This window comes from Melittangium boletus DSM 14713 (assembly GCF_002305855.1).
In the GTDB taxonomy this organism is placed as follows: domain Bacteria; phylum Myxococcota; class Myxococcia; order Myxococcales; family Myxococcaceae; genus Cystobacter; species Cystobacter boletus.
In genome coordinates this window covers 3,658,193-3,684,223 of record NZ_CP022163.1, presented here as the reverse complement: position 1 = coordinate 3,684,223, position 26,031 = coordinate 3,658,193, and the positions used below count along the sequence as shown (strand labels likewise).

27 protein-coding genes are annotated in these 26,031 nt (G+C 68.0%); 9 read left to right on the top strand and 18 right to left on the bottom strand.

The window, feature by feature from the left end; genetic code table 11:
- The first annotated feature begins 31 nt into the window (after positions 1 to 31).
- Positions 32 to 457 (top strand): nuclear transport factor 2 family protein, encoded by a 426-nt coding sequence (locus MEBOL_RS15530; protein WP_095978164.1) that lies wholly within the window; start codon positions 32 to 34, stop codon positions 455 to 457.
- Here the strand turns inward: MEBOL_RS15530 and MEBOL_RS15525 are convergent.
- The 4 genes from MEBOL_RS15525 to MEBOL_RS15510 all read right to left on the bottom strand — a co-directional run bounded on the left by MEBOL_RS15525 (position 454) and on the right by MEBOL_RS15510 (position 4,371).
- Positions 454 to 1,362 (bottom strand): CBS domain-containing protein, encoded by a 909-nt coding sequence (locus MEBOL_RS15525; protein ID WP_095978163.1) that lies wholly within the window; start codon positions 1,360 to 1,362, stop codon positions 454 to 456. The genes MEBOL_RS15530 and MEBOL_RS15525 overlap by 4 nt on opposite strands.
- Positions 1,363 to 1,514: 152 nt before the next feature.
- Complete coding sequence (locus MEBOL_RS15520; protein ID WP_095978162.1) at positions 1,515 to 2,627, bottom strand: ArsA family ATPase; 1,113 nt, start codon at positions 2,625 to 2,627, stop codon at positions 1,515 to 1,517.
- On the bottom strand, positions 2,624 to 3,589 hold the full coding sequence (locus tag MEBOL_RS15515; RefSeq protein WP_245920065.1) for an ArsA-related P-loop ATPase: 966 nt from the start codon (positions 3,587 to 3,589) through the stop codon (positions 2,624 to 2,626). The genes MEBOL_RS15520 and MEBOL_RS15515 overlap by 4 nt, the downstream gene beginning before the upstream one ends.
- Before the next feature lie 98 nt (positions 3,590 to 3,687).
- Entirely contained in the window at positions 3,688 to 4,371 is a 684-nt protein-coding gene (locus tag MEBOL_RS15510) for a hypothetical protein (protein WP_095978160.1), read from the bottom strand.
- A gap of 218 nt (positions 4,372 to 4,589) precedes the next feature.
- Between MEBOL_RS15510 and MEBOL_RS15505 the strand changes: the two genes are divergently transcribed.
- Positions 4,590 to 4,946: a hypothetical protein gene (locus MEBOL_RS15505; protein WP_157775004.1), complete on the top strand. Its 357-nt coding sequence runs from the start codon at positions 4,590 to 4,592 to the stop codon at positions 4,944 to 4,946.
- Positions 4,947 to 5,001: 55 nt separating this feature from the next.
- Here MEBOL_RS15505 and MEBOL_RS41150 read toward each other — a convergent pair whose 3' ends face one another.
- A complete protein-coding gene (locus MEBOL_RS41150) occupies positions 5,002 to 5,259 on the bottom strand; it encodes a hypothetical protein (RefSeq protein ID WP_157775002.1) in 258 nt (85 codons plus the stop codon).
- Positions 5,260 to 5,325: 66 nt separating this feature from the next.
- Positions 5,326 to 5,703: a hypothetical protein gene (locus MEBOL_RS15500; protein WP_095978158.1), complete on the bottom strand. Its 378-nt coding sequence runs from the start codon at positions 5,701 to 5,703 to the stop codon at positions 5,326 to 5,328.
- A gap of 1,134 nt (positions 5,704 to 6,837) precedes the next feature.
- On the opposite strand from MEBOL_RS15500, the gene MEBOL_RS15490 reads away from it, so the two are divergent.
- Positions 6,838 to 8,151 carry an IS4 family transposase gene (locus MEBOL_RS15490; protein ID WP_095982807.1) on the top strand — a complete coding sequence of 438 codons (1,314 nt, stop codon included), beginning with the start codon at positions 6,838 to 6,840 and terminating at the stop codon, positions 8,149 to 8,151.
- Positions 8,152 to 8,486: 335 nt separating this feature from the next.
- On the opposite strand, the gene MEBOL_RS15485 is transcribed toward MEBOL_RS15490, so the two are convergent.
- From MEBOL_RS15485 to MEBOL_RS15465, 5 genes are all read right to left on the bottom strand, one after another.
- A complete protein-coding gene (locus tag MEBOL_RS15485) occupies positions 8,487 to 9,152 on the bottom strand; it encodes a class II aldolase/adducin family protein (RefSeq protein WP_095978156.1) in 666 nt (221 codons plus the stop codon).
- Positions 9,149 to 10,261 carry an S-methyl-5-thioribose-1-phosphate isomerase gene (mtnA, locus tag MEBOL_RS15480; protein WP_095978155.1) on the bottom strand — a complete coding sequence of 371 codons (1,113 nt, stop codon included), beginning with the start codon at positions 10,259 to 10,261 and terminating at the stop codon, positions 9,149 to 9,151. The genes MEBOL_RS15485 and mtnA overlap by 4 nt, the downstream gene beginning before the upstream one ends.
- 94 nt (positions 10,262 to 10,355) lie before the next feature.
- On the bottom strand, positions 10,356 to 11,702 hold the full coding sequence (locus MEBOL_RS15475) for a hypothetical protein (RefSeq protein ID WP_095978154.1): 1,347 nt from the start codon (positions 11,700 to 11,702) through the stop codon (positions 10,356 to 10,358).
- Between the two features lie 243 nt (positions 11,703 to 11,945).
- On the bottom strand, positions 11,946 to 12,830 hold the full coding sequence (locus MEBOL_RS15470) for an S-methyl-5'-thioadenosine phosphorylase (protein ID WP_095978153.1): 885 nt from the start codon (positions 12,828 to 12,830) through the stop codon (positions 11,946 to 11,948).
- 11 nt (positions 12,831 to 12,841) lie between these two features.
- The gene (locus MEBOL_RS15465; protein ID WP_170115518.1) at positions 12,842 to 13,369 is read right to left on the bottom strand and encodes a hypothetical protein; all 528 of its coding nucleotides are present in this window, start codon (positions 13,367 to 13,369) and stop codon (positions 12,842 to 12,844) included.
- Positions 13,370 to 13,459: 90 nt separating this feature from the next.
- Between MEBOL_RS15465 and MEBOL_RS15460 the strand changes: the two genes are divergently transcribed.
- Genes MEBOL_RS15460 through MEBOL_RS15450 form a run of 3 tightly spaced genes read left to right on the top strand, consistent with a single transcriptional unit; the run spans position 13,460 to position 16,458 of the window.
- On the top strand, positions 13,460 to 14,362 hold the full coding sequence (locus MEBOL_RS15460) for a TFIIB-type zinc ribbon-containing protein (protein WP_179956418.1): 903 nt from the start codon (positions 13,460 to 13,462) through the stop codon (positions 14,360 to 14,362).
- Positions 14,359 to 15,324 (top strand): hypothetical protein, encoded by a 966-nt coding sequence (locus MEBOL_RS15455; protein ID WP_095978151.1) that lies wholly within the window; start codon positions 14,359 to 14,361, stop codon positions 15,322 to 15,324. Before MEBOL_RS15460 ends, MEBOL_RS15455 begins: the two co-directional genes overlap by 4 nt.
- A 9-nt stretch (positions 15,325 to 15,333) precedes the next feature.
- Positions 15,334 to 16,458, top strand: a complete 1,125-nt coding sequence (locus tag MEBOL_RS15450) for an aminotransferase class I/II-fold pyridoxal phosphate-dependent enzyme (RefSeq protein WP_095978150.1) — start codon at positions 15,334 to 15,336, stop codon at positions 16,456 to 16,458.
- A gap of 21 nt (positions 16,459 to 16,479) precedes the next feature.
- On the opposite strand, the gene MEBOL_RS15445 is transcribed toward MEBOL_RS15450, so the two are convergent.
- Both MEBOL_RS15445 and MEBOL_RS41145 read right to left on the bottom strand, forming a co-directional pair.
- Positions 16,480 to 17,286: a hypothetical protein gene (locus tag MEBOL_RS15445; protein ID WP_095978149.1), complete on the bottom strand. Its 807-nt coding sequence runs from the start codon at positions 17,284 to 17,286 to the stop codon at positions 16,480 to 16,482.
- Positions 17,287 to 17,324: 38 nt separating this feature from the next.
- Positions 17,325 to 17,693, bottom strand: coding sequence for a hypothetical protein (locus tag MEBOL_RS41145; RefSeq protein WP_157775000.1), 369 nt, complete (start codon positions 17,691 to 17,693; stop codon positions 17,325 to 17,327).
- Between the two features lie 451 nt (positions 17,694 to 18,144).
- Between MEBOL_RS41145 and MEBOL_RS15435 the strand changes: the two genes are divergently transcribed.
- Positions 18,145 to 19,065, top strand: coding sequence for an NYN domain-containing protein (locus MEBOL_RS15435; protein WP_095978147.1), 921 nt, complete (start codon positions 18,145 to 18,147; stop codon positions 19,063 to 19,065).
- A 10-nt stretch (positions 19,066 to 19,075) separates the two neighbouring features.
- Here the strand turns inward: MEBOL_RS15435 and MEBOL_RS15430 are convergent, their stop codons facing one another.
- Positions 19,076 to 19,576 carry a nuclear transport factor 2 family protein gene (locus MEBOL_RS15430; RefSeq protein ID WP_095978146.1) on the bottom strand — a complete coding sequence of 167 codons (501 nt, stop codon included), beginning with the start codon at positions 19,574 to 19,576 and terminating at the stop codon, positions 19,076 to 19,078.
- Between the two features lie 113 nt (positions 19,577 to 19,689).
- Here MEBOL_RS15430 and MEBOL_RS15425 point away from each other — a divergent pair, with 113 nt between their 5' ends.
- Positions 19,690 to 20,307 carry an LURP-one-related family protein gene (locus MEBOL_RS15425; RefSeq protein ID WP_095978145.1) on the top strand — a complete coding sequence of 206 codons (618 nt, stop codon included), beginning with the start codon at positions 19,690 to 19,692 and terminating at the stop codon, positions 20,305 to 20,307.
- A 24-nt stretch (positions 20,308 to 20,331) separates the two neighbouring features.
- Here MEBOL_RS15425 and MEBOL_RS15420 read toward each other — a convergent pair whose 3' ends face one another.
- The 3 genes from MEBOL_RS15420 to MEBOL_RS15410 form a co-directional block, all read right to left on the bottom strand.
- Positions 20,332 to 22,176: a T6SS phospholipase effector Tle1-like catalytic domain-containing protein gene (locus MEBOL_RS15420; protein WP_170115517.1), complete on the bottom strand. Its 1,845-nt coding sequence runs from the start codon at positions 22,174 to 22,176 to the stop codon at positions 20,332 to 20,334.
- Positions 22,160 to 22,651 (bottom strand): DUF3304 domain-containing protein, encoded by a 492-nt coding sequence (locus MEBOL_RS15415; protein WP_157774998.1) that lies wholly within the window; start codon positions 22,649 to 22,651, stop codon positions 22,160 to 22,162. The genes MEBOL_RS15420 and MEBOL_RS15415 overlap by 17 nt, the downstream gene beginning before the upstream one ends.
- 192 nt (positions 22,652 to 22,843) lie before the next feature.
- Complete coding sequence (locus MEBOL_RS15410) at positions 22,844 to 24,781, bottom strand: molecular chaperone DnaJ (RefSeq protein WP_095978142.1); 1,938 nt, start codon at positions 24,779 to 24,781, stop codon at positions 22,844 to 22,846.
- Between the two features lie 165 nt (positions 24,782 to 24,946).
- On the opposite strand from MEBOL_RS15410, the gene MEBOL_RS15405 reads away from it, so the two are divergent.
- On the top strand, positions 24,947 to 25,168 hold the full coding sequence (locus MEBOL_RS15405) for a hypothetical protein (RefSeq protein ID WP_095978141.1): 222 nt from the start codon (positions 24,947 to 24,949) through the stop codon (positions 25,166 to 25,168).
- Here MEBOL_RS15405 and MEBOL_RS15400 read toward each other — a convergent pair.
- The gene (locus tag MEBOL_RS15400; protein ID WP_170115516.1) at positions 25,146 to 25,976 is read right to left on the bottom strand and encodes an MBL fold metallo-hydrolase; all 831 of its coding nucleotides are present in this window, start codon (positions 25,974 to 25,976) and stop codon (positions 25,146 to 25,148) included. The genes MEBOL_RS15405 and MEBOL_RS15400 overlap by 23 nt on opposite strands.
- Positions 25,977 to 26,031: the final 55 nt, after the last annotated feature.

Sequence of the window (26,031 nt, the reverse complement as noted above, 5' to 3'; positions counted from 1 at the left end):
CTTTTCACCGGGACGGAGCGAGGGACACCCCATGTCGATGGAGCGAGCACGGCGTTTCGTGGATGCACTGACGCGGCTGGAGGAGACGGGCGACGCGGAGGCCCTGTTGGCGCTCTTCGGCGAGGATGCCCAGGTGAGCAACGTGGTGTCGCACCGCACCTTCCACGGGCGGGAGGGCGCTCGGGACTTCTGGACCGAGTACAAGGGCATGCTGCGCCAGGTGAAGTCCACCTTCCGCAACATGATTGAATCGGGAGATCGCGTGGCGCTCGAGTGGGAGTCCAGCGGCACCGCGCACAACGGCGCGGCGGTGGACTACGAGGGCGTCTCCATCATCGAGTGGGACGGAGAGCGCATCTCGCGCTTCTACGCGTACTTCGATCCGCGGCAGCTGGGCCAGGAGCTGTCCCAAGGCAGTGCGCCGCGCTCGGAGGTGCCCGCCACCACGCCGGCCTAGTACAGCCGGCTCCAGAATGAGCGCCGGGCCGAGACGCGATGCAGGGCGTCCTGCAACTCCTCGTCGTGCTCGGCGCGCGTGGCGATGTCCGCCATCGACACGATGCCGATGAGCCGGTCGTCGCGTTCCACCACGGGCACGCGGCGCACCTGGTGGTGGCCCATGAGCGCGATCAAATCCGGCAGGGTCTCGTGGGGCAGCACGGCCTCCACCTCGTCCGTCATCACGTCCTGGGCTCTCAGGCTGTCCGGCGAACGCCCCTCGGCCAGGGCCCGGACGACCAGGTCGCGATCCGTGACGACGCCTCGCAGCCGGCCCCGCTCGTCCACCACCGGGACGATGCCGCAGTCCTCGTCCTTCATCAGCCGCGCCACCTCGCGCAGTCCGCTGTCGAGCCTCACGGTGCGCACCTGCCGCGTCATCACCTCGCGCGCCGTCAGCGGCTCGCGGGTCCAGCGGCGTCCCGGGGTGGACGTGGGAGCCGGGGGCGCGCGTGTCGCCGGGGCGCTCGCTTCCTCGCCGGCGCCGTGGCGGTTCCACGGCCGGTACTCCCGGGCGGGACGCCGGGTTTCCTGGGACGTGTCCCAATCCTGATCGCCCAGGCGAGGCCCCGCGCCCCTGCCCACGGCGTCGTCGAGCGCGCGATCATCCCGGCCATAGGGTCCGCCCGGTATTCGCACCCGCGCGTCCTCGGTGGGCGGCGTGTCGGTGCGGGGGTCGGCCATGCGCATCTGGGCGGCGCGGTGGAAGCGGCCCTGGCGCATCTCGGGGGGCTCGTCGCGCTCGACGCTCCAGCCGGTGACGTCCGACTCCGCGCGCGCGCTCGAGCCCGGGGGCGACTCCGCGGCGCGGCGATCCCGATCCGCTGGGGAGTGGGTGCCGTTGGACGGCGGAAGCTGCGCCATGGGAGTCCTCCTGGGGAGAGCCGGGTCTGAGGCGGAAGGCTCGCCACGGACGGGGACTCCTCCAAGGGGGGTGGGGCGCTGGCCCGCCTGCCTGTCGGCTCCCGGTCAGTCGGGATGCCCGGACATGGACAGTGCTCTGGGCCCGGGAGGCCTCACGACGTGGCGAGCGCGTCGCCCAGGCGCACGAGGCCCCCGAAGTCCTCCAACTCGCCGCCGGACTCGGGCGCGGCCACGGCCACGGCCCCCGCGGGTAGCTTCTCCGCGAGCCGCTGCAACAGGCCCCGGTGCACCTCGGCGCGTGCCCGCTCCTGCTCGGCCAGGTGGATGAGCGCCTGCACTCCGCCGCGCGCGGTGTCGTCCGACACGTGCCGCAGCAGTTCCTCCGGGGCCGCCAGTCCGTCCTCGCGGGCCCAGGAGCGGTTGAGCACATAGCCGGCGAAGGGCAGCCCGCGCTCGCGCAGCATGTCGCGGAAGTAGGCCGCCTCGTCGAGCGAGGCCTGCTCGGGCGACGTCACCAGCAGGAAAGCCGCGTCCTGGGCGGACAGCCGCTCGCGCAGCCGATCCGCGCGCAGGCGGATGCCGGCGAACAGCCCGCTGAATGCGCCCAGGAAGGCGCGCATCTCCTGGGTGAAGCCCTCGCCGAAGATGCTGCCCAGCACGTTGCCCAGCAGCTGCGACGTCTTGCGCCACAGCCGCCCCCCGCGCCCCTTGTCCTCGGGCAGGAAGAGCGAGACGATCCGATCATCCAGGAAGCGCGCGAGCCGTCCCGGTGCCTCCAGGAAGTCGAGCGCGTGGCGGCTCGGGGGCGTGTCCAGCACGATGAGCTCGTAGCGGCCCTCGTCGAGGAAATGATCCAACGCCTCGGCCGCGGCGTACTCCTGCATGCCCGCCACCAGGTCCGACAGGAAGCGGTAGAGGCGGTTGTCGAGGATGGTGCGCGCCGCCTCGGGCGTGGGGGACAGCCGCCGCACGAAGCGCTCGAACACGATGCGGGGGTCCAACATCCACACGTCCAGCTGGCCCGTGCCCGCCGGGCCTCCGGCGTACAGGCGCTCGGCGGGAATGGAGGTGGGCTCCGCGCCCCCCTCCTTCATGCCCATGGCCTCGGCGAGCCGCCGCGCGGGATCGATGGTGAGCACCAGCACCTTGCGGCCCGCGCGCGCGGCCGCCACGCCCAGGGCCGCCGCCGTCGTCGTCTTGCCCACGCCGCCCGCGCCACACAGCACGAGCACGCGTTTGTCACGCAGCAGGGATTGCAGATTCATGGCTGGGCTCCGGCGCCTCGGCGCTCGGGCGAGGCGGACGCGGTGGGAGGCGGGGACAGGTGCGTGGCGAGCAACTCCACCAGCCGGGGCCCCGACGCGGGAAACTCGGGCAGGGTGAGCAGCGGGGCGGGAAAGTTCGCCTCCAGGCGGGCCTGCGCCGCGCGGGCCCGATCCAGCCGGCCCAGGGCGCGCTGTCCCCGGTGGGGCCCATGCGCGCCGAGCAACTGCTCCACCGCCGCGCGCCCATCCGGCGAGAAGGGGTTGTCCGGCATGCGGTTGAGCACCCCCGCGGCGATGGGAATGCCGTGGCGCTGGATGGCGGTGGCCAGCTCCAGCGTCTCGCTCACGGGCAGGGGCTCGGGCAGCGTGACGAGCACCGCGCCGGTGAGGGCCGGGTCGCGCAGGAGCGCCATGCCCTCGCGCACCGCGCGGCCAATGGGCCCGCCGGGCATGACGGTGAGCAGCGTGTCCGGCAGCGCCGCGAGCGCGAGCGCATGGCCCGTGGCGGGCAAGTCCAGGATGCACAGCGGATGCCGCGGGTCGCCCTCCGCGCGGGTGAGCCGGATGAGGTGCAGCATCTGGAAGAGCACGCCCATTTCCCGCAGCGCCGGAGCGGCCTCGAGGAAGCGGCGCAGGGCGCGGGTGCGCATGGCCGCGTCGGCCATGACGCGCAGGGGGAGGATTTCCTGCAGGAAGAGCCGCTGGCCCTCGATGGCGGACAGGCGCACGAAGGACAGGTTCGGGGACACCGGGGTGACGCTCGCCCCGTTGACGCGCGCGCCCACGAGCTCGGCCAGGGGAGAGGGGCCCTCGTTCGTCTCCGAGCCCACTTCCACCTCGGCGAGCAACACCCGGCGGCCCGCGTTCACGGCCGCGCGCGCGAGCGCCGCCGCGACACTCGTCTTGCCCACGCCGCCCTTGCCCGAGACCAGCAACGCCCTGCGATCCCACAATCCATCCACCAAGGCCGTCGCTCCTCCCATGCCACGTGCGGAGGGACAGTCTGTACGACGTACCCCCGGCCCACAAGGGCGCCGACATGGGGGGGCGTGAACGTCGATTAATGCACGGGCCAGCGCGCGGCGATCTCCTCACACGCCCGCCGCACATCGCACAGGCGGCGCGCGCGCGCCCGGGGCGCGGAGTAGGCTTGGCCGGCGAACACATCCACCACGAGCACCCGCTTGGGGCAGATGGGCCCCAGGGGCGCGAGGTGCTGCTCGCAGAAGGCCTCCAGGAGCGTGGCGATGTACTGCCCGGAGCGCTCGTCCAGGGGATGGTGCTTGGAGAAATAGAGCTTGAGCACGCCCACGCGCGCGTCCCCGTGCGCGTCCACCTCCTGGAGCACCACCTGGGGGCGCACCTGCACCGCCACGCCCTCGAGCTGCAACGGAGGCGGCGTCTGTCCCACCTCCGTCACCACCAGGCCGCCGAGGCCCAGCCCCGGGTGCACCTGGCGCCACGCGTCGATCGCCTCGATGCAGGACTCGGCGCGCCGCGCGTCGAACGCGTCGGCGAACACCGTGGTGGCCAGGCGGTGCTGGTGCCGGCGCAGCACGGCCTCGTCCTGGCCGTGGCACAGGAAGTCGGTGATGGCGTGGGCGGCATCGGGGTAGCGCAGGTAGCGCGGATCCGGCGGGTGCTTCTGCGTGTCGATGAGCTGCTTGCGCAACGCGGGCGTCGCCGTGAGGTAGCGTCCCAACTTGCTCTCCGAGACATGAGGTGACTCCGTACGTCCGGACATTTCGTGCCTCCCTGCGGCGTCGTGATTGAGCAAAGATTAACGGTTGGGTCTGACATTCCAGCGGCGGCGGGACACCCGCCTATTCCCCTCGGAAAAGAGGCCCGCGGAGGGCCGCACGGAGCGGGAGCGGAACGGCGCTTCCCGGCCCGCCCGAGCGGTGTCACACCCGCCCCTTCGCGCCACCTTTCCAGGACGAATCGGAACGCGGGAGGCAGCGCATGTCAGCTCGACGCAAACTGGGGTGGGTGGGCGTGGCGGCGGCCCTGGGGTTGGTCGTGCAGGCTTGTGTGGCCGTGCCTGTGCGGGAGCGCCCCCACTACGCCTCCGAGCCCCGGTACTACGGCTATGGAGGCAGCGGCTATGCCGTGCCCGAGGTGAATCCCCGCGAGGCGCGGGAGCAGTGCCTGTACGCGGCGCGAGCCTTCCGGGGCTACCGGGGTGTGCGCGCGGGGTCGGTGGCCCAGACGGGGCCGGAGACGGCCCGGGTCCGGCTGTTCGTGGGGCAGCCCTACGAGCGCGAATACGCCCTGGAGTGCCGGTACGACGCCCGGACGGGGGCGGCCTACGTGCCCTGACAGGCGACGAGGATGCCGGGGCGCGGACCGGAGGCGTCCCGGCGGACCCGAGACGCTAGGGGCAGTAGGCATTGCCGTTCGCGGCGGTGCGGCATGCACTCCCATTGTTGCAGAGACCGCTGGAGGGACACCGAGGCCGACACATGTCGTTATCGGCGCAGATGCTCGCCGCGGGACAGGACATGTCCGGGTAGGCACAAGCGAGCCCCTGCTCGACGGTGTCGAGCATCTCCGGCGTGTCCAGCTCGGCGGCTCCACCACAGCCCATCAGCATTCCGATCGAAACCGCCACGGCGCACACCAGTCGTCGCATGTTGTTGCCCCTCAGGTGAAGTGGAGCGCCCACCCTACACGAGTCTTCGTGGGCTTCGTGTGGGGCTCAGTAGTGGGTGGGAGTCAGATCCACGTTCACGACGATGTTCCCATCCACGGTGAAGGTGCCGACGGCCCGGTAGGAGTAGTAGCCGTCGTAGTCGATGGCATCGAGGCTGAAGTCGTACGTGCCGGGCGCGAAGTCGTGGAGCGTGATGCCGTCGTAGCCATTGATGCTGCACGGGTAGTAGCCCCTGTTCTCGAGCGCCTCGCCGGGGATGGTGACGAGTACCTGCTCGATCCGCCTTTCCTGGGCGCAGTTGGCGCCCGCGAAGGACCAGGAGAAGGTCACGTCTCCTGGATCGGACGCGTCCGAGTAGACGCACCCGGACATGAGGCTCGAGGACAGCAGGGCGGAGAGAAGACCCAGACGATTCATGCGCATGAATGGCTCCGGCGGAGAGAAGAAGTGCGTTTTCTCCGGCGGAGGGTGGAGAGGAACCGGACGCGCCACAACTCAGGGGTGTGTTCCACGGTTCGGAGTGTGGGCCACGCAACGCCTTCGCGACAGTCCGTGTGGAAAAATCGCCGGGTTTGGTGGGAGAGCTGACTTCAGCGGCGAGTGTGCGCTCTGGCTGGGCGTGGGGCTATCGGGATCGAAACCGCGCCGCCGCAAGATAGATGATGCACACGGTCAGATGACAAGCTCCTAGAAGACCCGCAGCCGCGACTGGCGAAAGTGCATCACGGAGCATGGCGGAGCCAAGGGCACCTATCACTATCCATGCTCCCCAAGTGCTCAGAACCACGGACAGCCGCTTGGGTGGATGAACGACCAACGACCGGATTCCCAGAAGAGTTGTCGCTCCCGCGATAAGGCCGGCCGCGCCTCCCGATAGGGCTCCTACGGTGAGCAATCCCATGGTGAGCCTTCGGTCTGTCAGGAGGCCCAGCGCTTGGCCCGTGAAGAAGAAAATCAACCCCATCCACCAATAGGTAATAGCGGAACCAATTGTTCCAAGAGCTAGAATCAAGATTCCACCAAGGGCTCGCATGGCGATTGTCTCGTCCGGTCACCAGTTGAGGAGTTGCCTCAGTTTGTTCTCTAGGTTTTGTGCGTCTCTCGAGATGTGCTTCATGCCATTTTCGAGAGCTTCTTTTGATGAGATGGCTGAAGTCGACATGGCGATCTCCGTTCTGTACATCTCGGCTCTGTCGCATCGACTCGAAGAGATGTTCTTCAAGAAGGGACGTGGGTCCCCGGGCATGGATGAGTTCGTATACACCTGGAATCCCGCATTGCGAACTGGGCTCTTCTCCCGCTGGTAGTCCGCGCTCCAGGTGGTTCCATAATAAATGCCACGAATGATGTGGACGCGTTTCTACACCCACCACTTTCAAGGTCATGTGGAGGGTGCTACCCTAGCGGTCAGGTGGGAGGGTGAAAGCCCACCTGGGCGGAAGTGGGTCCGGGGAGCCGGACGGTCGAGGCAAATTCCTCGCGCCCCATCGCGGAGGAACAAACGTGGCCTTGAAGGCAATCATGGAGCGTTTCACGCAGCGCAGTCCCGTCACGGTGATGGTGCGCCGCACGCTTGAGCATGCCCTGAGTTCGCAATGGATTGATGAGGTATTCGAAGCGAACCGAGAGCAGCAGTACACGCGCGAGTTGCTCTTCTCCTCGGTAGTGGATTTGATGGGAGTGGTGGCGCTGGGACTGCGACCGTCGCTGCACGCCGCGGCGCAGTCCGACCCGGACTTGACCGTCTCGCTGGCGGCGCTCTACGACAAAGTCAATCACACCGAGCCCCAGGTGGTGCGAGCCCTGGTGCAAGGGAGCGCGGAGAGGTTGTTGCCCGTGGTGCGGCCCATGAAGAAGCAGGGGCCGTGGGCGGCGGGTTACCAGGTGCGAGTCTTGGATGGCAATCACCTCCCCGCCAGTGAGAAGCGGCTCAAACCGTTGAGAGAATTCCGAGGAGCTGCGCTGCCCGGACAGTCGTTGGTGGTGTATGCGCCGGAGTTGAGCCTGGTGGTGGATGTGCTGCCGGCTGAAGACGCGCATGCACAAGAGCGGGCGTTGATGGGGCCGGTGTTGGAGCGAGTGCGGGAGGGAGAATTGTGGCTGGCGGACAGGAACTTCTCCACGAGCCGGATTCTGCGCGCGGTGCATGAAAAGAGAGCGGCCTTCATCATCCGAGAGCACGGCGTGTCGCCCAATCCGACCGCGCTGGGGGAGCGGAGGGAAGTAGGCCGAGGGCCAGCGGGACGTGTGTACGAGCAGGCAGTGCGAGTGGAGGGGGAAGAGCCGTTGGAGTTGAGACGGATTGAAGTGGAGTTGGAGGAGCCAACAGAAGACGGGGAAACAGCCATTCGGCTGCTCACGAACGTGCCCGAGGAGAAACTGAGCGCCGTGGAGGTAGCGCAGCTGTACAGGAAGCGCTGGACGATTGAAGGGATGTTTGGAGAGTTGGAGGCCGTGCTCGAGAGCGAGGTGCGGAGTTTGGGGAGACCACGAGCGGCGCTGCTGGCCTTTGGGGTGGCGGTACTGGCCTACAATGTGTTATCGGTGGTGAAAACCGCGGTGGAAGCCAGCCATGACCTGGAGGCTGCCAATATGCAGGTGTCCACCTATTACATTGCCGCCGAAGTGAAGTTCGCTTACGGAGGAATGATGATGGTGGTGGAGCCGGAGGACTGGAGCGGACAGGAGGTACGGAGCGCGGAGCAGTTGAGTGAGCTCCTGCTGGAGCTAGCGAAGAAGGTGAAGCCTTCCACATTGCGCAAACATCCCCGCGCCGCCAAGAAGAAGGTGAAGAAAGGCTATGTACCGGGAGAGGTGGCGCGCAAGCATGTGGCAACAGCACGTGTGCTCAAGGGCGAGAAAATCTCCTGAACAGCAGACGGAGGCCAACCAAGGCAGGCAAGAGACCAGTAGCACCGCAGCGCCGGGCGCTTCATGGCATGGCTATGTCTGATGGTCTGCCCAGCTTCACTGATGCGCCCTCATCCGCCCTGTCTAAACCATAAAGGTGGCGAGCCACTATTCGACCTTGAAAGGGGTGGTTTCTACACCGTCATGACCGTTCGCGATGAGCTGCTCTTCTGCTGCCCGGACCAGCTCGATAAGCTCACGGACGTTCTTGGCGGGTTGGTGGTTCTTGACTGTGTTGGGTTTGGCAGTGCCTGGCTTGTCAGGAAAATGTCCTGGCCTCGGGACGGGAAGTTTCTTTAGGGGCGTGAAGTGGGCACGGCCGTCTGCCCGTAGGTCTTCCACTTCTCGAGCACCCGGGCCATCTCGTCCGAATCCAGCAACACGGGCTCGCCCACCTGGAGCGCCCGCCAGTACATGGCCGCGAGTGTTTCCACTTCCACCGCGAGCTTGAAGGCGCTCGGAAGGCTGTCACCCACCGCGAGCATGCCGTGGTTGGCCATCAGGCACGCGCGCCGTCCCTCCAGTGCCATGAGCACATGGCGCGACAGCTCCTCCGAGCCGAACGTGGCGTAGTCCGCGCAGCGGATGTTCTCCCCTCCCGCCCGCGTCACCATGTAGTGGAACGCTGGAATGGGCCGGCGCAAGCACGCGAGGCTCGTGCTGAACATGGAGTGCGCGTGCAGCACGCCCCCCACCTCGGGCCGCGTGGCGAGCACGTCCCGGTGGATGCGCCACTCGGAGGAAGGCTCGCGCCGGCCCTCGGACGTGCCGTCCAGGCGCATGTGCACGATGTCCTCGGGCATGAGCGCGTCGTAGTCCATCCCCGACGGGGTGATGAGGAAGCCCCCGTCCACCCTCTGGCTCAGGTTGCCGCTCGTGCCCTGGTTGAGCCCCGAGTCATTCATCCTCCGCGCCAGGGCGATCATCGCCTCGCGCTCGGCCAGGTGTTCGAGCGTGCTCATGTGCCCGTCCCCCGCGCCGGGCGCCGCTCGGGGAAGAGCGTGAGCAGGCCTTCCTCGGAGGCCGGACACACGCCCCGCTCGGTGACGAGCGCCGTGACGAGCCGCGCGGGCGTCACGTCGAAGCCATAGTTGGCCACGGGACTGCCCTCGGGGGTGATGCGCACCGTGGCCACCTCGCCGGACGAAAGCCGGCCGCTCACGTCCGTCACCTCGCGTCCGTCCCGCTGCTCGATGGGGATGTCGCGCACCCCGTCTCCGAGCGTCCAGTCGATGGTGGGCGAGGGCAATGCCACGTAGAAGGGCACGCCGTTGTCCTTCGCCGCGAGCGCCTTGAGGTAGGTGCCAATCTTGTTCGCCACGTCGCCGCGTGCCGTGGTGCGGTCCGTGCCCACGATGCACAGGTCCACCTGGCCGTGCTGCATGAGGTGCCCGCCCACGTTGTCGGAGATGACGGTATGGGGCACGCCGTGCTGGCCCAGCTCCCACGCGGTGAGGCTCGCGCCCTGGTTGCGCGGCCGCGTCTCGTCCACCCAGACGTGGAGGGGCAGGCCCTCGTCGTGCGCCAGGTACAGGGGCGCGAGCGCCGTGCCCCAGTCCACCGTGGCGAGCCAGCCCGCGTTGCAGTGGGTGAGCACGTTCACCCGTCCCTCACGGCCCTTGCGCGCCCAGGCCTCTCGGATGAGCGCGAGCCCATGGCCGCCGATGGCGCGGTTGATGGCCACGTCCTCGTCACACAGGAGGGCGGCGTGCTTCCACGCGGCGGCGGGGCGCTCGGACGGAGCCAAGGGACGGAGCGCCTGGCGGATGCCCTCGAGCGCCCAGGCGAGGTTGACGGCCGTGGGCCGGGTGGCCTGGAGAAGGGTGCATGCGTGCTCCAGGGCCGGGTCGGAGGCGTCCTCGCGCAACGCCAGGCACACCCCGTAGGCCGCCACCGCGCCGATGAGCGGCGCCCCTCGCACCTGCATGGAACGGATGGCGTGGGCCGCCGCGTCCAGCGTGGAGAGGCGCAGCGTCACGAAGGCGTGGGGCAGGCGCGTCTGGTCGATGATGCCGACCGAGCCATCCGGCTCGGCCCAGACGCTGCGCATGGCTTTTCCGTGGACCTTCATGGGCTCTCCCGGCCCCGGCGTGGGGCGACCCTTCCATCATGCCTGGGGGCGGGAGCGGGGCGGGAGGATTCGGGCCGTGCGGACGAGCGGGCGCTCAGTGGCTCCAGTCCACGAGGTTGGAGAAGGCCAGCTGCTCGGTGGCGATGATGAGGTAGGCGCTCGTGTCGACGAAGCGCTGCCACGCGGCGGGGCGGGCGCCATTGGCGGTGTCCACCCAGTCTACGAAGCCGCCGACGACGCCATCCACGGACGTGTTGTTCACCCAGCAGCCCGAGCCGTTCGCCGAGCCCAGGGCGGACAGGGCGAAGTTGTAGTGCTTCCAGGCCGCGCCATACAGGTCATGGTAGTTGCCCGTGGCGCGGGCGATCTTCCACTCGGCGTCGGCGAGCTGGAGCGCGGAGCCGGGGTACACCTTGGTGTCGGTGCCATTCTGGGGCGTCCATTGGTGCACGCCGCCCGCGTAGCGACCGCTCGCGATGCTCAGGGGCACGCCGTTGTACGCCGTGCCGGTCTCCCACCAGTCGGCGAGCTTCTTCGCGTAGGCCTCGCCCGGGTCGCGCGCGCTGAACTCGTAGGGGGAGAAGCCCGTCTGGTCGATGCCGCCGTTGTAGACGCCGTTTCCGCCGCCATCCAGGTAGGCGTAGTAGTTGCCCCAGCTGCCCTTGTCCTGGGCGTTGGCGAGCCAGCCGGCGACGGTGTTGGCCTGGGCGTTGTAATAGTTCGCGGTGGCGGTGTCGCCCACGGCCGTGGCCCAGTGGGAGAAGGCGCGGAAGGCGGCCACGGCGTAGGAGCGGTCGATGGTCCACGAGCCCAGGTGGGCGTTGATGTAGTCGGCCATCTGGTGCGCCAGCGCGTACTCCTGGGTCTGGTAGTTGGCCCGGTCCCCGTTGGGCGAGTACAGGCAGTACTTGCGCATGGCGATGAGGACCTCGGCGGTGGCGGCGGCGCCGGCGGGGAAGGAGTTGGTCCGGTTGCCATGGGCGTCGTAGTTGACGAACTGCCCGGTGGGCGACTGCATGAAGCCCACGCGGGTGGTGCCGTTCACGGTCTCGACGACGTGGTTCTGGGGGTTGCGCACCCAGCTCCAGAAGTAGCCGCTGAGGGCCGTCTTCGCGCGGGCGTCGAGGTCCGGATTGCTGCGGCCCGCGGCGAGCAGGCGTTGATAGCCATACAGGAGGCCGATGGCGCCGATGGCCGAGGTGCCCGGGTCCACCGCGTCCGCCGAGCGGCTGGTGCCGATGCGCCAGTCATTGAGGGCGCCGTAGCCGGGGGAGCCCGTGGAGATGTTGCCCACGTTGGGGTTGGCGGCCGTGAAGGAGCACTGGGTGATGTAATAGGTCTCCATCCAGACGTTGTCGTAGCTGTCCGCCCGCGCCACCGACGCGCCGAGCAGGAGTTGGACCGAGAGGGAACCGACCAGCAAACGGGAGAGGAGTCGCATCCCCCAACGCTGGCCGAGTCAATTCCTGGAATCCAGGCATTTCACCTGGAGGCCCGTGTCGGTGTGTGTCGGAGGGACGAAAGAATCGAGAAGGGGTGCATAGGTGGCCCGCTTCGCGTCTCATCTTCATGGAGCACCGCGTGATGGATGGCCACCGCGGCGGCGGGTGCTCCATGGGGGGGGACAATGCCAGGCTGCCCGGCTCCGGGCATCGGACCTTTGGGGCCGGTCAGCCGGGCGGCGTCAGCGCTTCAGCACTCGTCCCGCCACGGCGTCGAGCTTCGCGAGCATGGCGGGATCCCGCGCCTCGGGGGCGGTGATGAGGGCGTGGTCGAGCGCCCGCTGGCAGCCGTGGACGCAGGGCCCCGCGTGTCCGCCGAGCCGGGGCACCACGTTCTTCACCAGTGCGCGCGCCTTGCCCGAGTTGGCGTGCATCACCGACACCACCTGATCCACCGTGACGGCGTCGTGCCCCGGGTGCCAGGAGTCGAAGTCCGTCACCATGGCCACGCTCGCGTAGCAGAGCTCCGCCTCCCGGGCGAGCTTGGCCTCGGGCATGTTCGTCATGCCGATCACGCTGCAACCCCACGCCCGGTACAGCTCGCTCTCGGCGAGGGAGGAGAACTGCGGCCCCTCCATCACCAGGTAGGTGCCGCCCCGGCGCGCCGCGATGGTCACGTCCCCGCAGGCGTCCATCACCGCGTCCCCGAGCCGCCGGCACACCGGCTTCGCCACGGACACGTGCGCCACGCACCCGGTGCCAAAGAAGCTCTTCTCCCGCGCGAACGTCCGGTCGATGAATTGATCCACCACCACGAAGGTGCCTGGAGGCAGGTCCTCGCGCAGGCTGCCCACTGCGGACACACTCAGCACGTCCGTCACGCCCGCGCGCTTGAGCGCGTCGATGTTCGCCCGGAAGTTGATCTCCGAGGGCGGAACGCGGTGGCCCCGGCCATGGCGGGGCAGGAACACGACGGGCGTGCCCTCGAGCGTGCCGAAGCACAACGCGTCCGAGGGCGCGCCGAAGGGCGAGGACACCTGGCGCCAGGAGACGTCCGTCAGGCCATCGATCTGGTAGAGGCCACTGCCTCCGATGATGCCGATGACGGGCGAGGAGGACGGGGTCATGGCGGGGCCTTTCAGCTCGCGGGGATGGAGAACGCGGCGCGCACGCGCGTGGCGGCCGGGGCGAGCCCCGCGTCCTGGAGACGTTCGGCGGCCCACGTGATCGCCTGGGACTGCGTAGGGGTGATGACGTAGGGGGAGTTCATCCCCGCGCAGTGACGGATGAGGCTCGTCATGATGCGCCCCTCGGGCGATCTCAAGAGATAGGCCGAGCCCAGCAGGCACGGACGCAGGGTGTCGGCGTGCTCACGCAGCCAGTCGATGTAGCGCTGGCGGATGCTGGAGCAGACCTGGGACAGGCTCAGCTCGCGCACATCGAGGACGTGCACGTGAGGCTCGCGCCGACGCAGCCACTCGTTCCGGACCTCCAGGTACGCCTCGAGGTCGGTGGCCTGGGAATCGGGGCCGAACTTCGCGACGAGGAGAGGCCAGAGCCGTCCATCCACCGAGAGATTCTCGGTCAGTGCGGTGGGGTCGCTCCCGGAGAGGAGGTAGGACGGGCGCGAGCCGCCTGTCGGATGAATGGCGTGAAATAGGACCACGGGTGTGACCCTATACCACCATTTGGCCCGGATGTTGAGTTTGGGGCGATGGTATGGGGAGGCGCGGGTCCGGAACGAGAGGAGCCAGGGATGAACCTGCGGTGCCAGTCGTGCGGGGCGGAGCTGGTGGTGGCGCCCGAGTTGCGCACCACGGTGTGTCCGTACTGCGCGGCGCCCTCGGTGGTGGAGCGTCCGCCGAGCGTGGACAGGCCCGAGCCCGTCTTCACGTTGGGCTTCGCGCTCACGCATCAGGCCGCGGGCGAGCGGGTGAAGGCGTGGCTGCGCTCGCGTCACCCGTGGACGCACTCGGGGCTCAAACGAGCGCCGCTGCAGGACGTCCGGGGGGTGTATGTGCCGGCCTGGCTCTACAGCGCCCGTGCCGAGTCCGAGTACAGCGCCTCCATCGGCGAGGACTACCGCGAGACGGAGACGTACACGACGACGGAGAACGGCAAGACGGTCACCAAGACGCGCACGGTGACGAAGACGGAGTGGCGCTCGCTCCGGGGCGCGCACGCCGAGTATGTGCCGGACGTGCTGGTGACGGCCTCGCGGGGCCTGCCCAACGCGGAGCTGGAGGCGCTGGAGCCCTTCGATTTGAGGGCCCTGGCGCGCTACGAGCCCGGACTGGTGGCCGGCTGGGTGACGGAGGAGCCGTCGCTGGCGCGCGAGGAGTGCCTGGCCCAGGCGCGCGCGGAGGCGGAGGCGCTCGTGGCGCGGCGCCTCGCGGCCTTCATGCCGGGCGATTCGCACCGGGACTTGCGCTACCAGATGCGCTTGGAGGAGGAGTCGCTGGACGTGTGCCTGGTGCCCGTGTGGGTGCTGGCGGCGCGCTACGCCCCGAACGCGCCCCCGCTGCGCGTGGTGGTCAACGGACAGACGGGTGAGGTGTACGGCAATCCGCCCGTGTCGTGGGTGAAGGTGGCGCTCACGGTGCTGACGGTGGTGGCGCTGGGCGTGGGGCTGTACTTCCTCCTGCGAGGCCACTCATGACGGCGCTGGCGGCGGTGGGGTGCGCGCGGTGTGGCGGCGCGCTCGAGGTGGGGGACTTGCGCTGTCCGCTCTGTGGACTGGCGGTGCCCCGCTCCCGGGAGTCTGGCGTGCCGCGCGAGAAGGTCCGGGCACGGGTGGCGCGCTGTGACACCTGTGGGGCCGCGGTGGAGTACTCGGTGGAGGCGAAGGCGCCCCGGTGTGCCTTCTGCGCGTCGGTGATGCACGTGGAGACGACGGCGGACCCGCTGGAGCAGGCCGAGGCCATCGTGCCTTTCACGGTGGATCCCTCCGCGGCCCGCGAGGCGCTCGCGGGCTTCCTCTCCCAGAAGCGCTTCTTCCGGCCCTCGGATCTGGCGGTCCGGGCGGCGGTGGACTCGCTGAAGGCCCTGTGGTGGCCGGCGTGGGGTTTCAGCGCGGGAGCGCGGGTGAGCTGGGCGGCGGACTCGGACGCGGGCAGCCGCCGCTCGGACTGGGCGCCGCACGCGGGGCAGGTGGACCTCGCCTTCCAGGATGTACTCGTGTCCGCGTCGAGGGGCCTCTCGGCGCGCGAATGTGCCCAGCTCGCGGGGGGCTACCGGTTGGGTGCCGCGGCGCGCGAGCCCCGGGGTCCCGAGGACGCGCAGATGGAGCGCTTCGACGTGACGCGCTCGGGGGCGCGGCGGCAGATTCAAGCGGCGGTGGAGGCCGAGGCCCGCCAGCGCATGGAGCGCGAGCACATCCCGGGCCGCCGCTTCCGCAACGTGCACGTGGCGGTGGTGCTCTCGCGCCTGGAGACGCGCCGCTACGCGCTGCCCGCCTACGTGCTGGCCTACCGCTACCGGAACAAGCTCTACCGGGTGGTGGTGCACGGGGAGGATCCGGCCGTGGTGCTGGGCGACGCCCCGGTGTCGGTGGTCAAGGTGCTGGCGGTGGTGGGCGCGGTGTTGCTGGCGCTCGGACTGCTCTTCCTGTTGATGCGTTAGGGGGCTGTCATGCGGATTCCAGAGTTCAAGCTCGAGCGGTACTTCGCGAAATGGGAGTTCCAGGCGCCCTATCTGCTGTGCTCCTCGGACATCGAGGGCTGGCGGATGAGCGACCTGCTGGCTCTGGCGGACGCGGACGCGCGCGAGCGCTGGGAGCGGCTGAGCCTGGGCTACACGGAGTCCACGGGCCTGCCCGTGTTGCGCGAGGAATTGGCCGGGCTCTACCCCGGGGTGGACGCCGGGCAGGTGTTGACGTTCGCGGGGGCGCAGGACGCGATCTTCGTCCTGCTCAACGTGCTCCTGGGGCCGGGGGATCACGCGGTGGTGACATGGCCGGGCTACCAGTCCCTGTACGAGGTGGCTCGGGCGACGGGGGCGGAGGTGTCGCTCCTGCGGCTGCGCGAGGACGAGGGCTGGCGCCTGGACCTCGCGGCGGTGGAGCGCATGCTGCGGCCGGACACGAAGGTGGTGGTGGTGAACTTCCCGCACAACCCCACGGGCGCGCTGCCGGACGCGGAGACGTGGCGGGGGTTGTTCGCGCTGGCCGAGGCTCGGGGCGTGTACGTGCTGTCGGACGAGGTGTACCGCTACCTCGAATACGACGCGCGCGACACGTTGCCCTCGGCGGTGGAGGTGTCGGCCCGGGGGGTGAGCGTGGGGGTGATGTCCAAGGCGTTCGGGCTGGCGGGGCTGCGGGTGGGGTGGCTGGCGAGCCGGGACGCGGGGCTGCTGGCGCGCTGCGCGGCCTTCAAGGACTACACGTCCCTGTGCAACGCGGCGCCGAGCGAGGTGCTGGCGCTCGTGGCGCTGCGGGCGCGGGAGCGGGTTCTGGCGAGGAGCCGGGCGCTCCTGGCGGACAACCTGGCGCGGATGGACGACTTCTTCGCGCGGCGGCGGGAACACTTCTCCTGGGTGCGGCCCAAGGCGGGAAGCGTGGCGTTCCCCCGGCTGTTGAGTGGAGAGTCGGTGGAGAAGTTCTGTCAGGCCCTGGTGGCACAGGAAGGCGTATTGCTTCTGCCCGGAGCCGTGTATGACTTCCCCGGGAATCACTTCCGGCTGGGGCTGGGCCGCATGAACCTGCCTGAAGCGCTCGCTCGACTCGAGCGCTTTTGCGACACCTTCTTTCAACGCTGAGTGGCCGTCAGGCTGGTCACTTCACGCAACTCTGGGGTCCAGTTCCTGCTGCGTGGGGATGCGGATCATCACGCGGTACCGCTTCAGTCGGTTGTAGCCCACGGAGTAGAGGTCGCCACCGATGGCGACCACCGCTGGAGGTGGGGGCTCGGGTTGTGTTGCCAACCATGTGTCCGCCTCCTCCCGGGTCGCGAAGGACTGGAGCGGATGCGAGGTCCTGGATGCGAGGAGGGTTCGCCGGTACTCCTCGAATCCGTGGTCTTCCCCTACGTCCATCACGAAGTGGAAGGCGAGCTTGGCGACGCGGAGGGCATCAATCTCCTCGGGCGAGGAGAGTCGCTGCTCAAGTTGATGGAGATGGAAGAAAGACCAGTTGGCGAAGCCAAAGACACTGAACATCGAGCGATGGCTCCAATGGGGAGGGGGTCGTTCATCCTCTTTTTCCTCGGCCTGAACTTCGGCGTCATCCGTTCGTGTCAGTTCCTTGTCGGTAAGGACGCGGAGAAGCTTCCGGTGTTCGAGTTCGCGCAGGTATGCGAGCGTGTAGAGAGAACCCGCTGCCCCAATGGTGGCACCATGAGGCGGCGCGGGGTGATTCCTCAGCCAGGCGTCCGCTTCATCTTTCGTCTCGAAGGCGATGAGGGGCCTGCGCGACTCCGCGTCGAACTTCTCGAGATAATCCGCGAACGGACCAGCCTCACTCCTCCCCTCGATGAAGTAGAGGGCGAGCCTGGCGTTCTCGAGCGCTTCGTGTTGTTCCGGTGTGGATGCATGCCGACCCACCTCGTGGAGCAGATTCAAGGTGCTCTTGATGAGTTCAGTGTTCATGGAAGGGTGACAACGATCAGCGGGGTATGCATCCAGCCTCAACCGGCCACGAGCACCATAGGCGCCAGGACGACAGCTCCCGCGCCCGCGGAGAGGGTCACGAACGCAACGCCAGCGATGATGACCATCGTGCCAACGAGAAGCTCCGTGCGGTTTCTCCGCAACCACTCGACCGCGTCACTCGCGGCATGAAATTGCAGGGCATGGGACCCTTGCAACTTCAAGCAAATCAGATACTCCTCCAAACACTTTGGAGGGGGGAACCGCGACAGGTCGAGTTCGGTGGCTCGTTGCCAGGAGTGGTGGACCTGACCATTCTTTTCCTCGATGACGAGCACGAAATCAGAGAGTTCTTCCGCTCCAGGAGTTGCCGCGTGGCGAGCACTGCCGCAGGCAATCAGCAGCAAGGCGAGACCGTGCGCGAGTATTTGTAACCAGCCAGGTGGGATTTCATGTCGTTGCGCTCTGTTGAACGGTACGCGTACTGCCCGGAGTGGCCAGGGTTCTGCCACAGCCCGGCGCTCGAGCCAAGCCGCTACCGTTCTGGCTCCTGGGTGCTGGAGTCGGGCTCGCCAGTCTACCTTGCTGCTCCTCCTCGTGGCCTCCGTGGCCATCGCCGGGGCGCATGAGCCGGTCGAGCGACCCCTCATCCTGAGTCCGTCGTGACCACGCACACGCTTCGGAGGGCTTCTGGGAAGCAGCGAGGTCCCCCGGCTGTTGGAAGAAGGTCGGTGGAGACGTTCCTCCAGGCACGGGGGCGCAGGAATGCGTATTGCTCCCGCCTGGAGCCGTGTATGACCCTCCAGACGACCTGTCCGGCCCTCGGCCGCGACCCCTCCTTTCAACGCTGAGGCGTTCTTGAACAACAACGAGCACCGGATCGCGCTGTTCCTCGACTTCGAGAACCTGGTGACGAACACCGGTATCTCCCCCAACAACTTCGACCTGCAACCCGCCATGGACCGCCTGCTCGAGCGCGGCAAGGTGGTGTTCCGCCGGGCCTACTGCGACTGGTCCCGCTTCAAGGAGGCGAAGGGCAACCTGCACGGCTACGGCGTGGAACTCATCGACGTGCCTCCCTCCACCCGCTCGGGGAAGAACGGCGCGGACATGCGCATGGTCATCGACGCGCTGGAGCTCTGCTACGCGCGCGAGCATATCGACACCTTCGCCATCGCCTCGGGAGACAGCGACTTCTGCCCCCTGGCCTACAAGCTGCGCGAGAACGGCCGCACCCTCATCGGCCTGGGCGTGAAGGAGGCGACCAGTCCCCTCTTCGTCAAGGCCTGTGACGAGTTCATCTACCTGCGCCCTCGCCACAAGGAGGAGAAGGAGAAGGACCGGGAGCACAAGAAGGAGGACAAGAAGGACAAGCGCTCCGAGGAGTCCGGGCGCGGCCGAGGTAAGCAGGGCAAGGAGAGCAAGGACGCCGCGCATCCGGCCAAGGGCAAGGCGGACGTGCCGGACATCGCGGTGGAGGTGGTGCAGCGGCTGCTCGGACGTGCCACGGGCTCGGTGAACCCCTCGCTCATCAAGGAGGCCATCGTGCGCAAGGAGCCGGACTTCGACGAGCGCGACCACGGCTTCTCCACCTTCGCCAAGCTGCTCGCGGCCATGGAGCACGATGGCCTGCTCAAGCGCGTGCAGCAGGGCCGCCAGTGGTACGTGGTGGCGCCGGACGCCGCCGTCGAGCCCCCGGCCGCCAGCAAGGGCAAGAACGCCCGTGCCGCCGTCGAGGAGGACGAGGAAGAGGTCTACCCGGACCCCATCGACGATTGAGCCGGAGCGCTCAGGGCTTCACGGGCGCCGGGGGCTTCTTTCCGTGCGCCTCGATGCGCGCCTTGAAGTCCTCCAGCAGGTCATTGGGGATGGGCACGGACAGGTTGTACTGGGCGATCTTCCACCCGCCCGCGTCCTTCACCAGCACCCCCGAGCCCCGGGCGGGACCCATGTTGGGCGTCGCCAGGGCCTCGTCGAACCAGGCCACCGCCCCGTCCTTGGAGAAGGTCACCCGGCGAGCGCTCGGGGTGAAGCTCCACGCCTGGCCCCTCGTGAAGTAGGGCCGGGCCCACGCGCGGAACTCGTCCCGAGTCCAGCGCTCGCTCCCATCCGTCCCGAGGTACACGGCGTCCGGGGTGAAGTGGCCGAAGTAGCGGGCCTCGTCCGCCTGGGCGGCCGCGCGGTGCCAGTCATCCAGCACGGCGTTCACCGCGGCCAGGGGCGAGGGCGTCTTGACCGGCTCGGGCGAGGCGGTGACGAGGGTGAGCAACAGCAGGGGGAGCGGGGACATGGCCCTCATGAGTGCGTGAGGCGTCGCGCGGGGTCAAGCGCTCCGCCGGATCTCACCTGGGGCGGCACCGCTGTTATAACGGCGATTCGCATGCCCACTTCCGAGGAGAATCCATGACGACCGCACTCGATATACGCCCCCGCTCCGAGCTGGCTCCGGGCCGCTTCGCTCAGAGCCGCTATGTCATCCGCCGCAAGGTATTCAAGCTCTTCGGGGGCGCCTTCCACATCTACGACGAGGCGGGCCAGGTCGTCTTCTACTCGAAGATGAAGGCGTTCAAGTTGAAGGAGGACCTGCGCGTCTTCACGGGCGAGGACATGCGCGAGGAGGTGCTGACCATCAAGGCGCGCAACATCCTCGACATCAGCGCCACGTACGACGTCACGGATCCGACGACGGGCGAGAAGCTGGGCGCGCTGCGCCGCAAGGGCCTCAAGTCGATGCTGCGCGATGAGTGGCTGGTGCTGGACGTGCGAGACCAGGAAGTGGGTCTCCTCCAGGAGGACAGCATGATGCTCGCGCTGGTGCGGCGCCTCCTGTCCAACCTGGTGCCACAGACCTTCACGGGCACGATCGGAGGCACGCCGGTGCTGAGCTTCCGCCAGCACTTCAACCCCTTCGTTCAGCGCATCTCGCTCGACTTCTCCATGGATCGGTCGGGGAAGCTGGACCGCCGCCTGGGCATCGCGGCGGCCGTGCTCCTGTGCGCCATCGAGGGCCGTCAGCAGTAGGCCCTCGGGCGCACTGGGTGGGAATCAGCCGAGGGCCGCGTGGGGGGCGGCCTGGCTTCTCGGCTGATTGACGGCGTATTTCATCTTGTTGTTGCCCCCGGTGTAGATGACGCGGGGATCGGACGGCAGGGTCGAGTCCTGGGCGAACGCCGCCAGCGAGTCGTGTACGTAGGTGTCGAAGAACTGGATGATCGTCTGATCCTTCAGGCCCTGTCCGCGTTGCTCGTCCTCATAGGCTTGGAGCATCTGCTGATAGTGGGGCCGGAGTTTCTGCCGGCCCAGGAACTTCGAGAGCGCCTGGATGGCGCGGACATCCTCGAGGAGTTGTGCGTCGTAGACTTTCAGGGACTCCAGGAACGATCCATCCCAGCTGGGCAGGGTGTCCAGACGTGCCTTGAGGGACAGGTAGTCGTTCTTCATGGCGTTGGCCATGAACTGTTCTTTCTGCACGAGTTGCTGCCGACGCTGGGCACCAAATGAGTTTTTCAACTCACTGGTTCGCTGCGCCTGTGCGAAATATTTCTTTTGGAAAACCGCTGTCTCCTTGGACAAATCCTTGCTCTCGGTTTTCCATTTGGCCTGGAACTCCCGGAGGAGTGCTTCGTCCTTGGTGGGCCGGCGAGCCTCCCGGTCCTTCTTGTCGCGGGCGATTCGGTGGAATCGCCACTGGTAATAGCGCTTCATGTGGGCCAGAACTCCGGTGCCCAGGGGTTGCTCGCCCCAACCCACGGCATTCATGTAGCCGCTGAATCGCTGGTGAAGGAGTTCGAAGGACTCCTTGCTGGCGGCATCCTCGGCGAAGTCTCGACCGTTGAGGGCGCTGTCCAAGGGAACACCCGCCTGGATGGCCTGATCCCGCATGACCCGCAAGGGAATCATGCTCAGGAGCGAGCCATTTGTCCGGCTTCGGGCTCCTTCTCCTGTACGGTAGCCACCGCCCACGTCCGAGTGTGCTCCGGGATAGAGCATTTCACGACAATTGGCGGGGTACTCCGAACCTTGGAGAAGACTGTCCACTGGGAACGAATTGCGAAGTTCATGGGCCGCCACGATGTGAAGACAATCCTCGACCATCTCGGGAATGTGGAGGTCATTGGCCCAGGCCCAATGGCCGGTGGACAATCCAGGCGCGGGATCCGCACCCGGCTCGGTGCCGAACGCGAGTTTGGAGAGGTCGCGGGCATTGCGGTCCATCATTCCCGCCCGTGTGCTCACCGTGCTCATCAACACGGACGCTGTGTTGTTGAGGCTCAGGGGCGTGCCCACGGAGGCCACTGTGTCGAACAGTCCCATGAAGTACAGACGAATGGGGGAGGTGCGTTGACCTAGCGTGAGGCGCCAGACGCCATCTCCACGGCGCTGGCATTTCTGAGCAATGCGCAGAGCGAACGCGCGTGCGAGCGTGGCCCCACGCGAGAATCCGAACAGCGCCAGATGGAGCGTCTGTCGGCCATCGCTCTGGGCGAGGTGTTTCTCCAGCTTCGCCATCGCCCACTGGAGCCGGGCTTCCCCCTTGCCTCCCGCCCCGTTGCCCAGGCGCTCGCCGCCGGGGTCTCCTATCTCCCGGAAATATGTCCCGATGCCTGGGACGTAATGGCGATATATGCCTTGCGTCGGATCTTCACGATGGGCCTGAAAGAGCCGAGCCACGTTGCTGTGCTCTCCGGTATCATGGTCCGCTTCCAGATTATTTCCCGTACCATCGAAGAAGATGGAGACGTGCGTTCCAGTTGAAGGCTGTGATTTCTGAGCACTGTTACCGTTGGCCCCAAGTGCTCGTGTGGTCTTCCCGGTGCGCATGTTCAAGAATGTGACGGACTTGCTCAGACTGGAAAGGACTTGAGTCTTCTGGTCACTGTTGGTTGACATTCTTGCACCTTGCGACTTGCTCGTCCAAGACGACATTGCCCGATTCCTTGCGCTGTGTGGCGCTGAAGCGCTCCAATCGCAGCTTGAGTTCTGGATAGCCCTCTGTGAGTTCGATCTCGATGTGCCCATCGGGGAAGAAGTGCACCGCGAAGTTCTCTGGATTTGGAGGTACGGGGCCAGTGATCATGACTTCCTTTTCGCACCGACGCTTGTTGTCCCGAGTCCAGGAGACCTTGATGGGGATGGGCAGGGCCGCTCCTGGATACCAAGGCATGCAACACACACCACCACTACTTCCAGCGGTAGGTGAACTGACGGGAATGTTGGCCCCTCCAATGCCCGACACCGAGAAACTGTCGATGTACAGGTCGGTGTAATTCAGGCCGTAGAGCGTCAGCTCGATGGGCTTAAGTTCCTCGGGCAAGGACTCTATTTCCTGCTCGTATTCGCGAAGGCGTTCCTCGTCGCTCTTCATGCACGTGCAGGCACCTGGGCCCATGAACAGCCCGAGCAGCATCAAGTTTCGGAACATCCTGGAGGTCATTGTCCGAATCCCAAGGGGAATGGCGTGGGGTGTTCTACTGGAGCCCATACCGCGCTTCTTCCAGAATTCCGCCAAGGGGTGATGCTAGCCCGCCATGGGCGGCTTGGAGCCTTCTGTGTGTCCCTACCGGGCCGTGTCGGGGCGGAAGCGCCGCTCGATGCGCGCGCGCAAGAGCTCCAGCACCTGTGTCTCGCTCTGTCCGGCCTCGGGCGCGATCTTCACGGTGACGCTCCCCCGGCCCACATGCGCCTCGGCGTCGAGCGTGTGGCCTCCTTGCACCAGCCGCACGTGCTCGGGCGCCAGCTCCACGCCATAGGGTTGCAGGTACAGGTCCACGAAGCGCTGGCGCAACTGGGCGGCCGTGAGGGCTTCCCGCTCCTCGGGCAGCAGTTGGAAGCCCACGCTCGTGCCCGCCAGCCGCACGCCCTGCTCCACCACCGTGCCCAGCCGCAGCGCGTGGGGCAGCAGCGCTTCCTGCCCCTCGGAGCGGCTGTAGAGCCAGTAGCTCTTCTGGGTGTGGGCGCACAGCGGGCAGACCATGCCGTTGAGCTCGTCGAGCCCGCGCGTGCGCAGCAGGTGTTGCAGCAGCACCTCCTCGCCGCAGCCCTTGCACTGCTCCTGCGGGCCAATCACCGAGAGCACCGAGCGCCCCCGCTCGGCCACGTCCGCGCGCTGCAGGGCCAGGGGCACGGCGGCGAGCAATTCCGCCTCTCGCAATTGCAGGCCGAAGCGCACCTCCTTCTTCATCACCCTCAGGCCCAGCTCCAGATGGCGCGGCAGCCGCGTGAGCGCCTGGTCGTAGGTGGGCGCCTCCGGCATGTCGAGCTCGCGCAACAGCTCGTAGCGCTCGGCCCAGGCGTCGCTCGTGTCGAGCCCCGGGGGTGGGCGGCCCGCGGCCTCCGCGAAGAAGGCCATGAGCGTGAGCGACACCTGCCAGGGCTCCTGGGTGACGGCGTCCTCCAAGCGGCGCGCCAGCTCGCGCGCGGCGGGCGTGGCGCGCTGGCGCTCCAGGCGCAGCACGCCCTGGCGCACCAGGGGACTCTCCAGGACGGGATCGAAGGCGCGCAGCTTGCGTCCCTTGGCTCGCTCGGGGAGGGTGGTCATCCGCTTGTTCCTCAAGAGGGTCAGGGCGCGCGCGGCGCGCTCGAGCTGCCGCAGGCGGGCGCGCACATCCTGCGCGAGTCCATGCAGCTCCTCGTCCAGTTCCACGCGCGATTCGGCCAGGTAGTCACGGCCCTCGGCCTCGCGGCGCTGGGCTTCCTCGTGCAGGCGGGCGGTGGCGGTGGCGCGCAGGCGCTCGCGCTGCTGGCGCAGGGAGTGCGCGGCGGTGGACAGCACCTGGATGCGGCGCTCCAGGTGGGCCAGCCGCTCGTCGTCGGTGAGGGCTTCCGCCGGTTCCCCCGCGCCCACCCGGGCCGCGATCAGCTCCAACGTGGCCCGGTCTCCCGCCTCGTAGGCGACGTTGACGCGGACCATGAGCGCGTCCAGCCGCGTTCGCTCCTCGTCCGACTGCGCCAGGTCCGGGTGCAACAGCCGCGCGAGCCGCCGGCGCAGCCGCTTGAGCACGCTGGCCTCGTCCTCGCGCTCGGGTTCGGCGAGCGCGGGCCTCGCGGTGGAGGGCACCTCGTCCTCCTCGGCCTCTTCCCGGAAGGCCGCCTCGTCGTCCTCGTCCTCATCCGGAGGGGTGACGGTGGGCGCTCGCGGGGTGGTGCGCGCGGAGGTGGAATCGGAGCGTCGGCGCGGGGCCTCGGCGGAGGGCGGAGGCTGCTCCAGGAGGCGCGTGAGGGCGGCGATCGCGTCCTGGAGGGTGCGCAGCCGGCGCAACAGACGTTCCGCGCGGTTCACTTCCTCGGAGGGCTCGGCGAGGGAGTCCTCATAGGCCCGGGCGAAGCGTTCCAGCTCCTGGTGGAGCGCCTCGAGGCCCGAGTCCAGGGCGTCGATCTCCGCGACGAGTTCGCGCAGGCGCTGCTCGGCGCGGCGCAGCGGCGGCTCCTCGGCGGGAGGCGCGACGCGAAGCAGGGCCGACTCGGGAACGAGCGGGGCTGTCGACGAGGAAGACATGGGGGGCGGCTGCCGGTGCAAGGTACTCCGACGGCGGGGTGATCGCTCGGAAACGGTCCGGGTGCAAGCTGTCGCCCGGCCGCCGGGGAGGCGGGCTTGCCGGGTCGTGCACGTCGGGTGCGCTCCGGCCTATGCTCCGAGCGGACCCGAGCACCGGAGGCATTCATGGCAGGCCGAGACCCCTACCGTCGTGTCTATGGCACCCCCGCCTTGCGCCGTGTGGGCGGGGGGCAGGAGCAGTTCGACAAGGAGTCCCTGGAGGGGCCCGCGGAGAGCCCCACCGCCGCGGTGCGCGCACAGCGTCAGCTCGACGCGCCGCTCAACCCCGGGCGCAAGAGCTTCGCCTCGAGCCTCGAGCGCTTCGCTACGCCCCCGAAGAAGAAATAGCGGCCAGTTCGCGCCAGTCCTTCGAATCATGGGCGCAGAACACCCGCACCTTGCCCGCCTGGGTGCGCGCGAGTTCGTGCAGCCGCTTCCGATTCTCGTGCCGCTCGCGTCCCTTCATCTGGAGGAACGACTGGTAGAGCCGCAAGGAGACGGGGCAGTGGGCTGACTCCTCCATCTCGCCGCGGAAGAAGTAGGCGTCCCCCGCGTGCAGGAGCCACGTGTCGCCCCGGTTCACCGCCACCCCGCAGTGTCCGCGCGTGTGCCCGGCCAGCGGCACCAGCAGGATTTCCGGCGGCAGGCCCTCCAGCTCGCGCACGCAATCGAAGCCGAACCACCGCTCGCCCCGGGTCGAGTCGTACAGCTTCCAGTCCGGGCCATGCGCCCACTGCACGTCCTGGTAGCGCATGCGCTCCAGGAAGGAGCGCTTCTCCATGGCCGCCACGTGCTCCGTCGCGTACACGTGCACCCGCGCCTTGGGGAAGTCCGCCAGGCCCCCGGCATGGTCCAGGTCCAGGTGCGTGAGCACGATGTGCCGCACGTCGTCCCGCCGGAAGCCCAGCCGCTCCACCTGCCGCGCCATCGTCTCCGCTGGGTCCCAGATGGGCCGCACCGAGCGCATGTTGTCGCGCACGCCCTGGCGGGAGGAGGCGTGGTGGTCCTCCAGCCCCAGGGCCGTGTCCACCAGCACCAGGCCCGCGTTCGTCTCGAGGAGCAGGCAGTGGCACACCAGGTGGTTGTCTCCGCCGCCAAGCACCAGCTTCCGGCCCCAGGGACACAGCGTTGCCCCATTCAGATGATGGATGCGCATGGCCCGCCAGCATGGGCCGCCGGGTGACGGAGTCAACGTCCCGGTGCGCTCATGG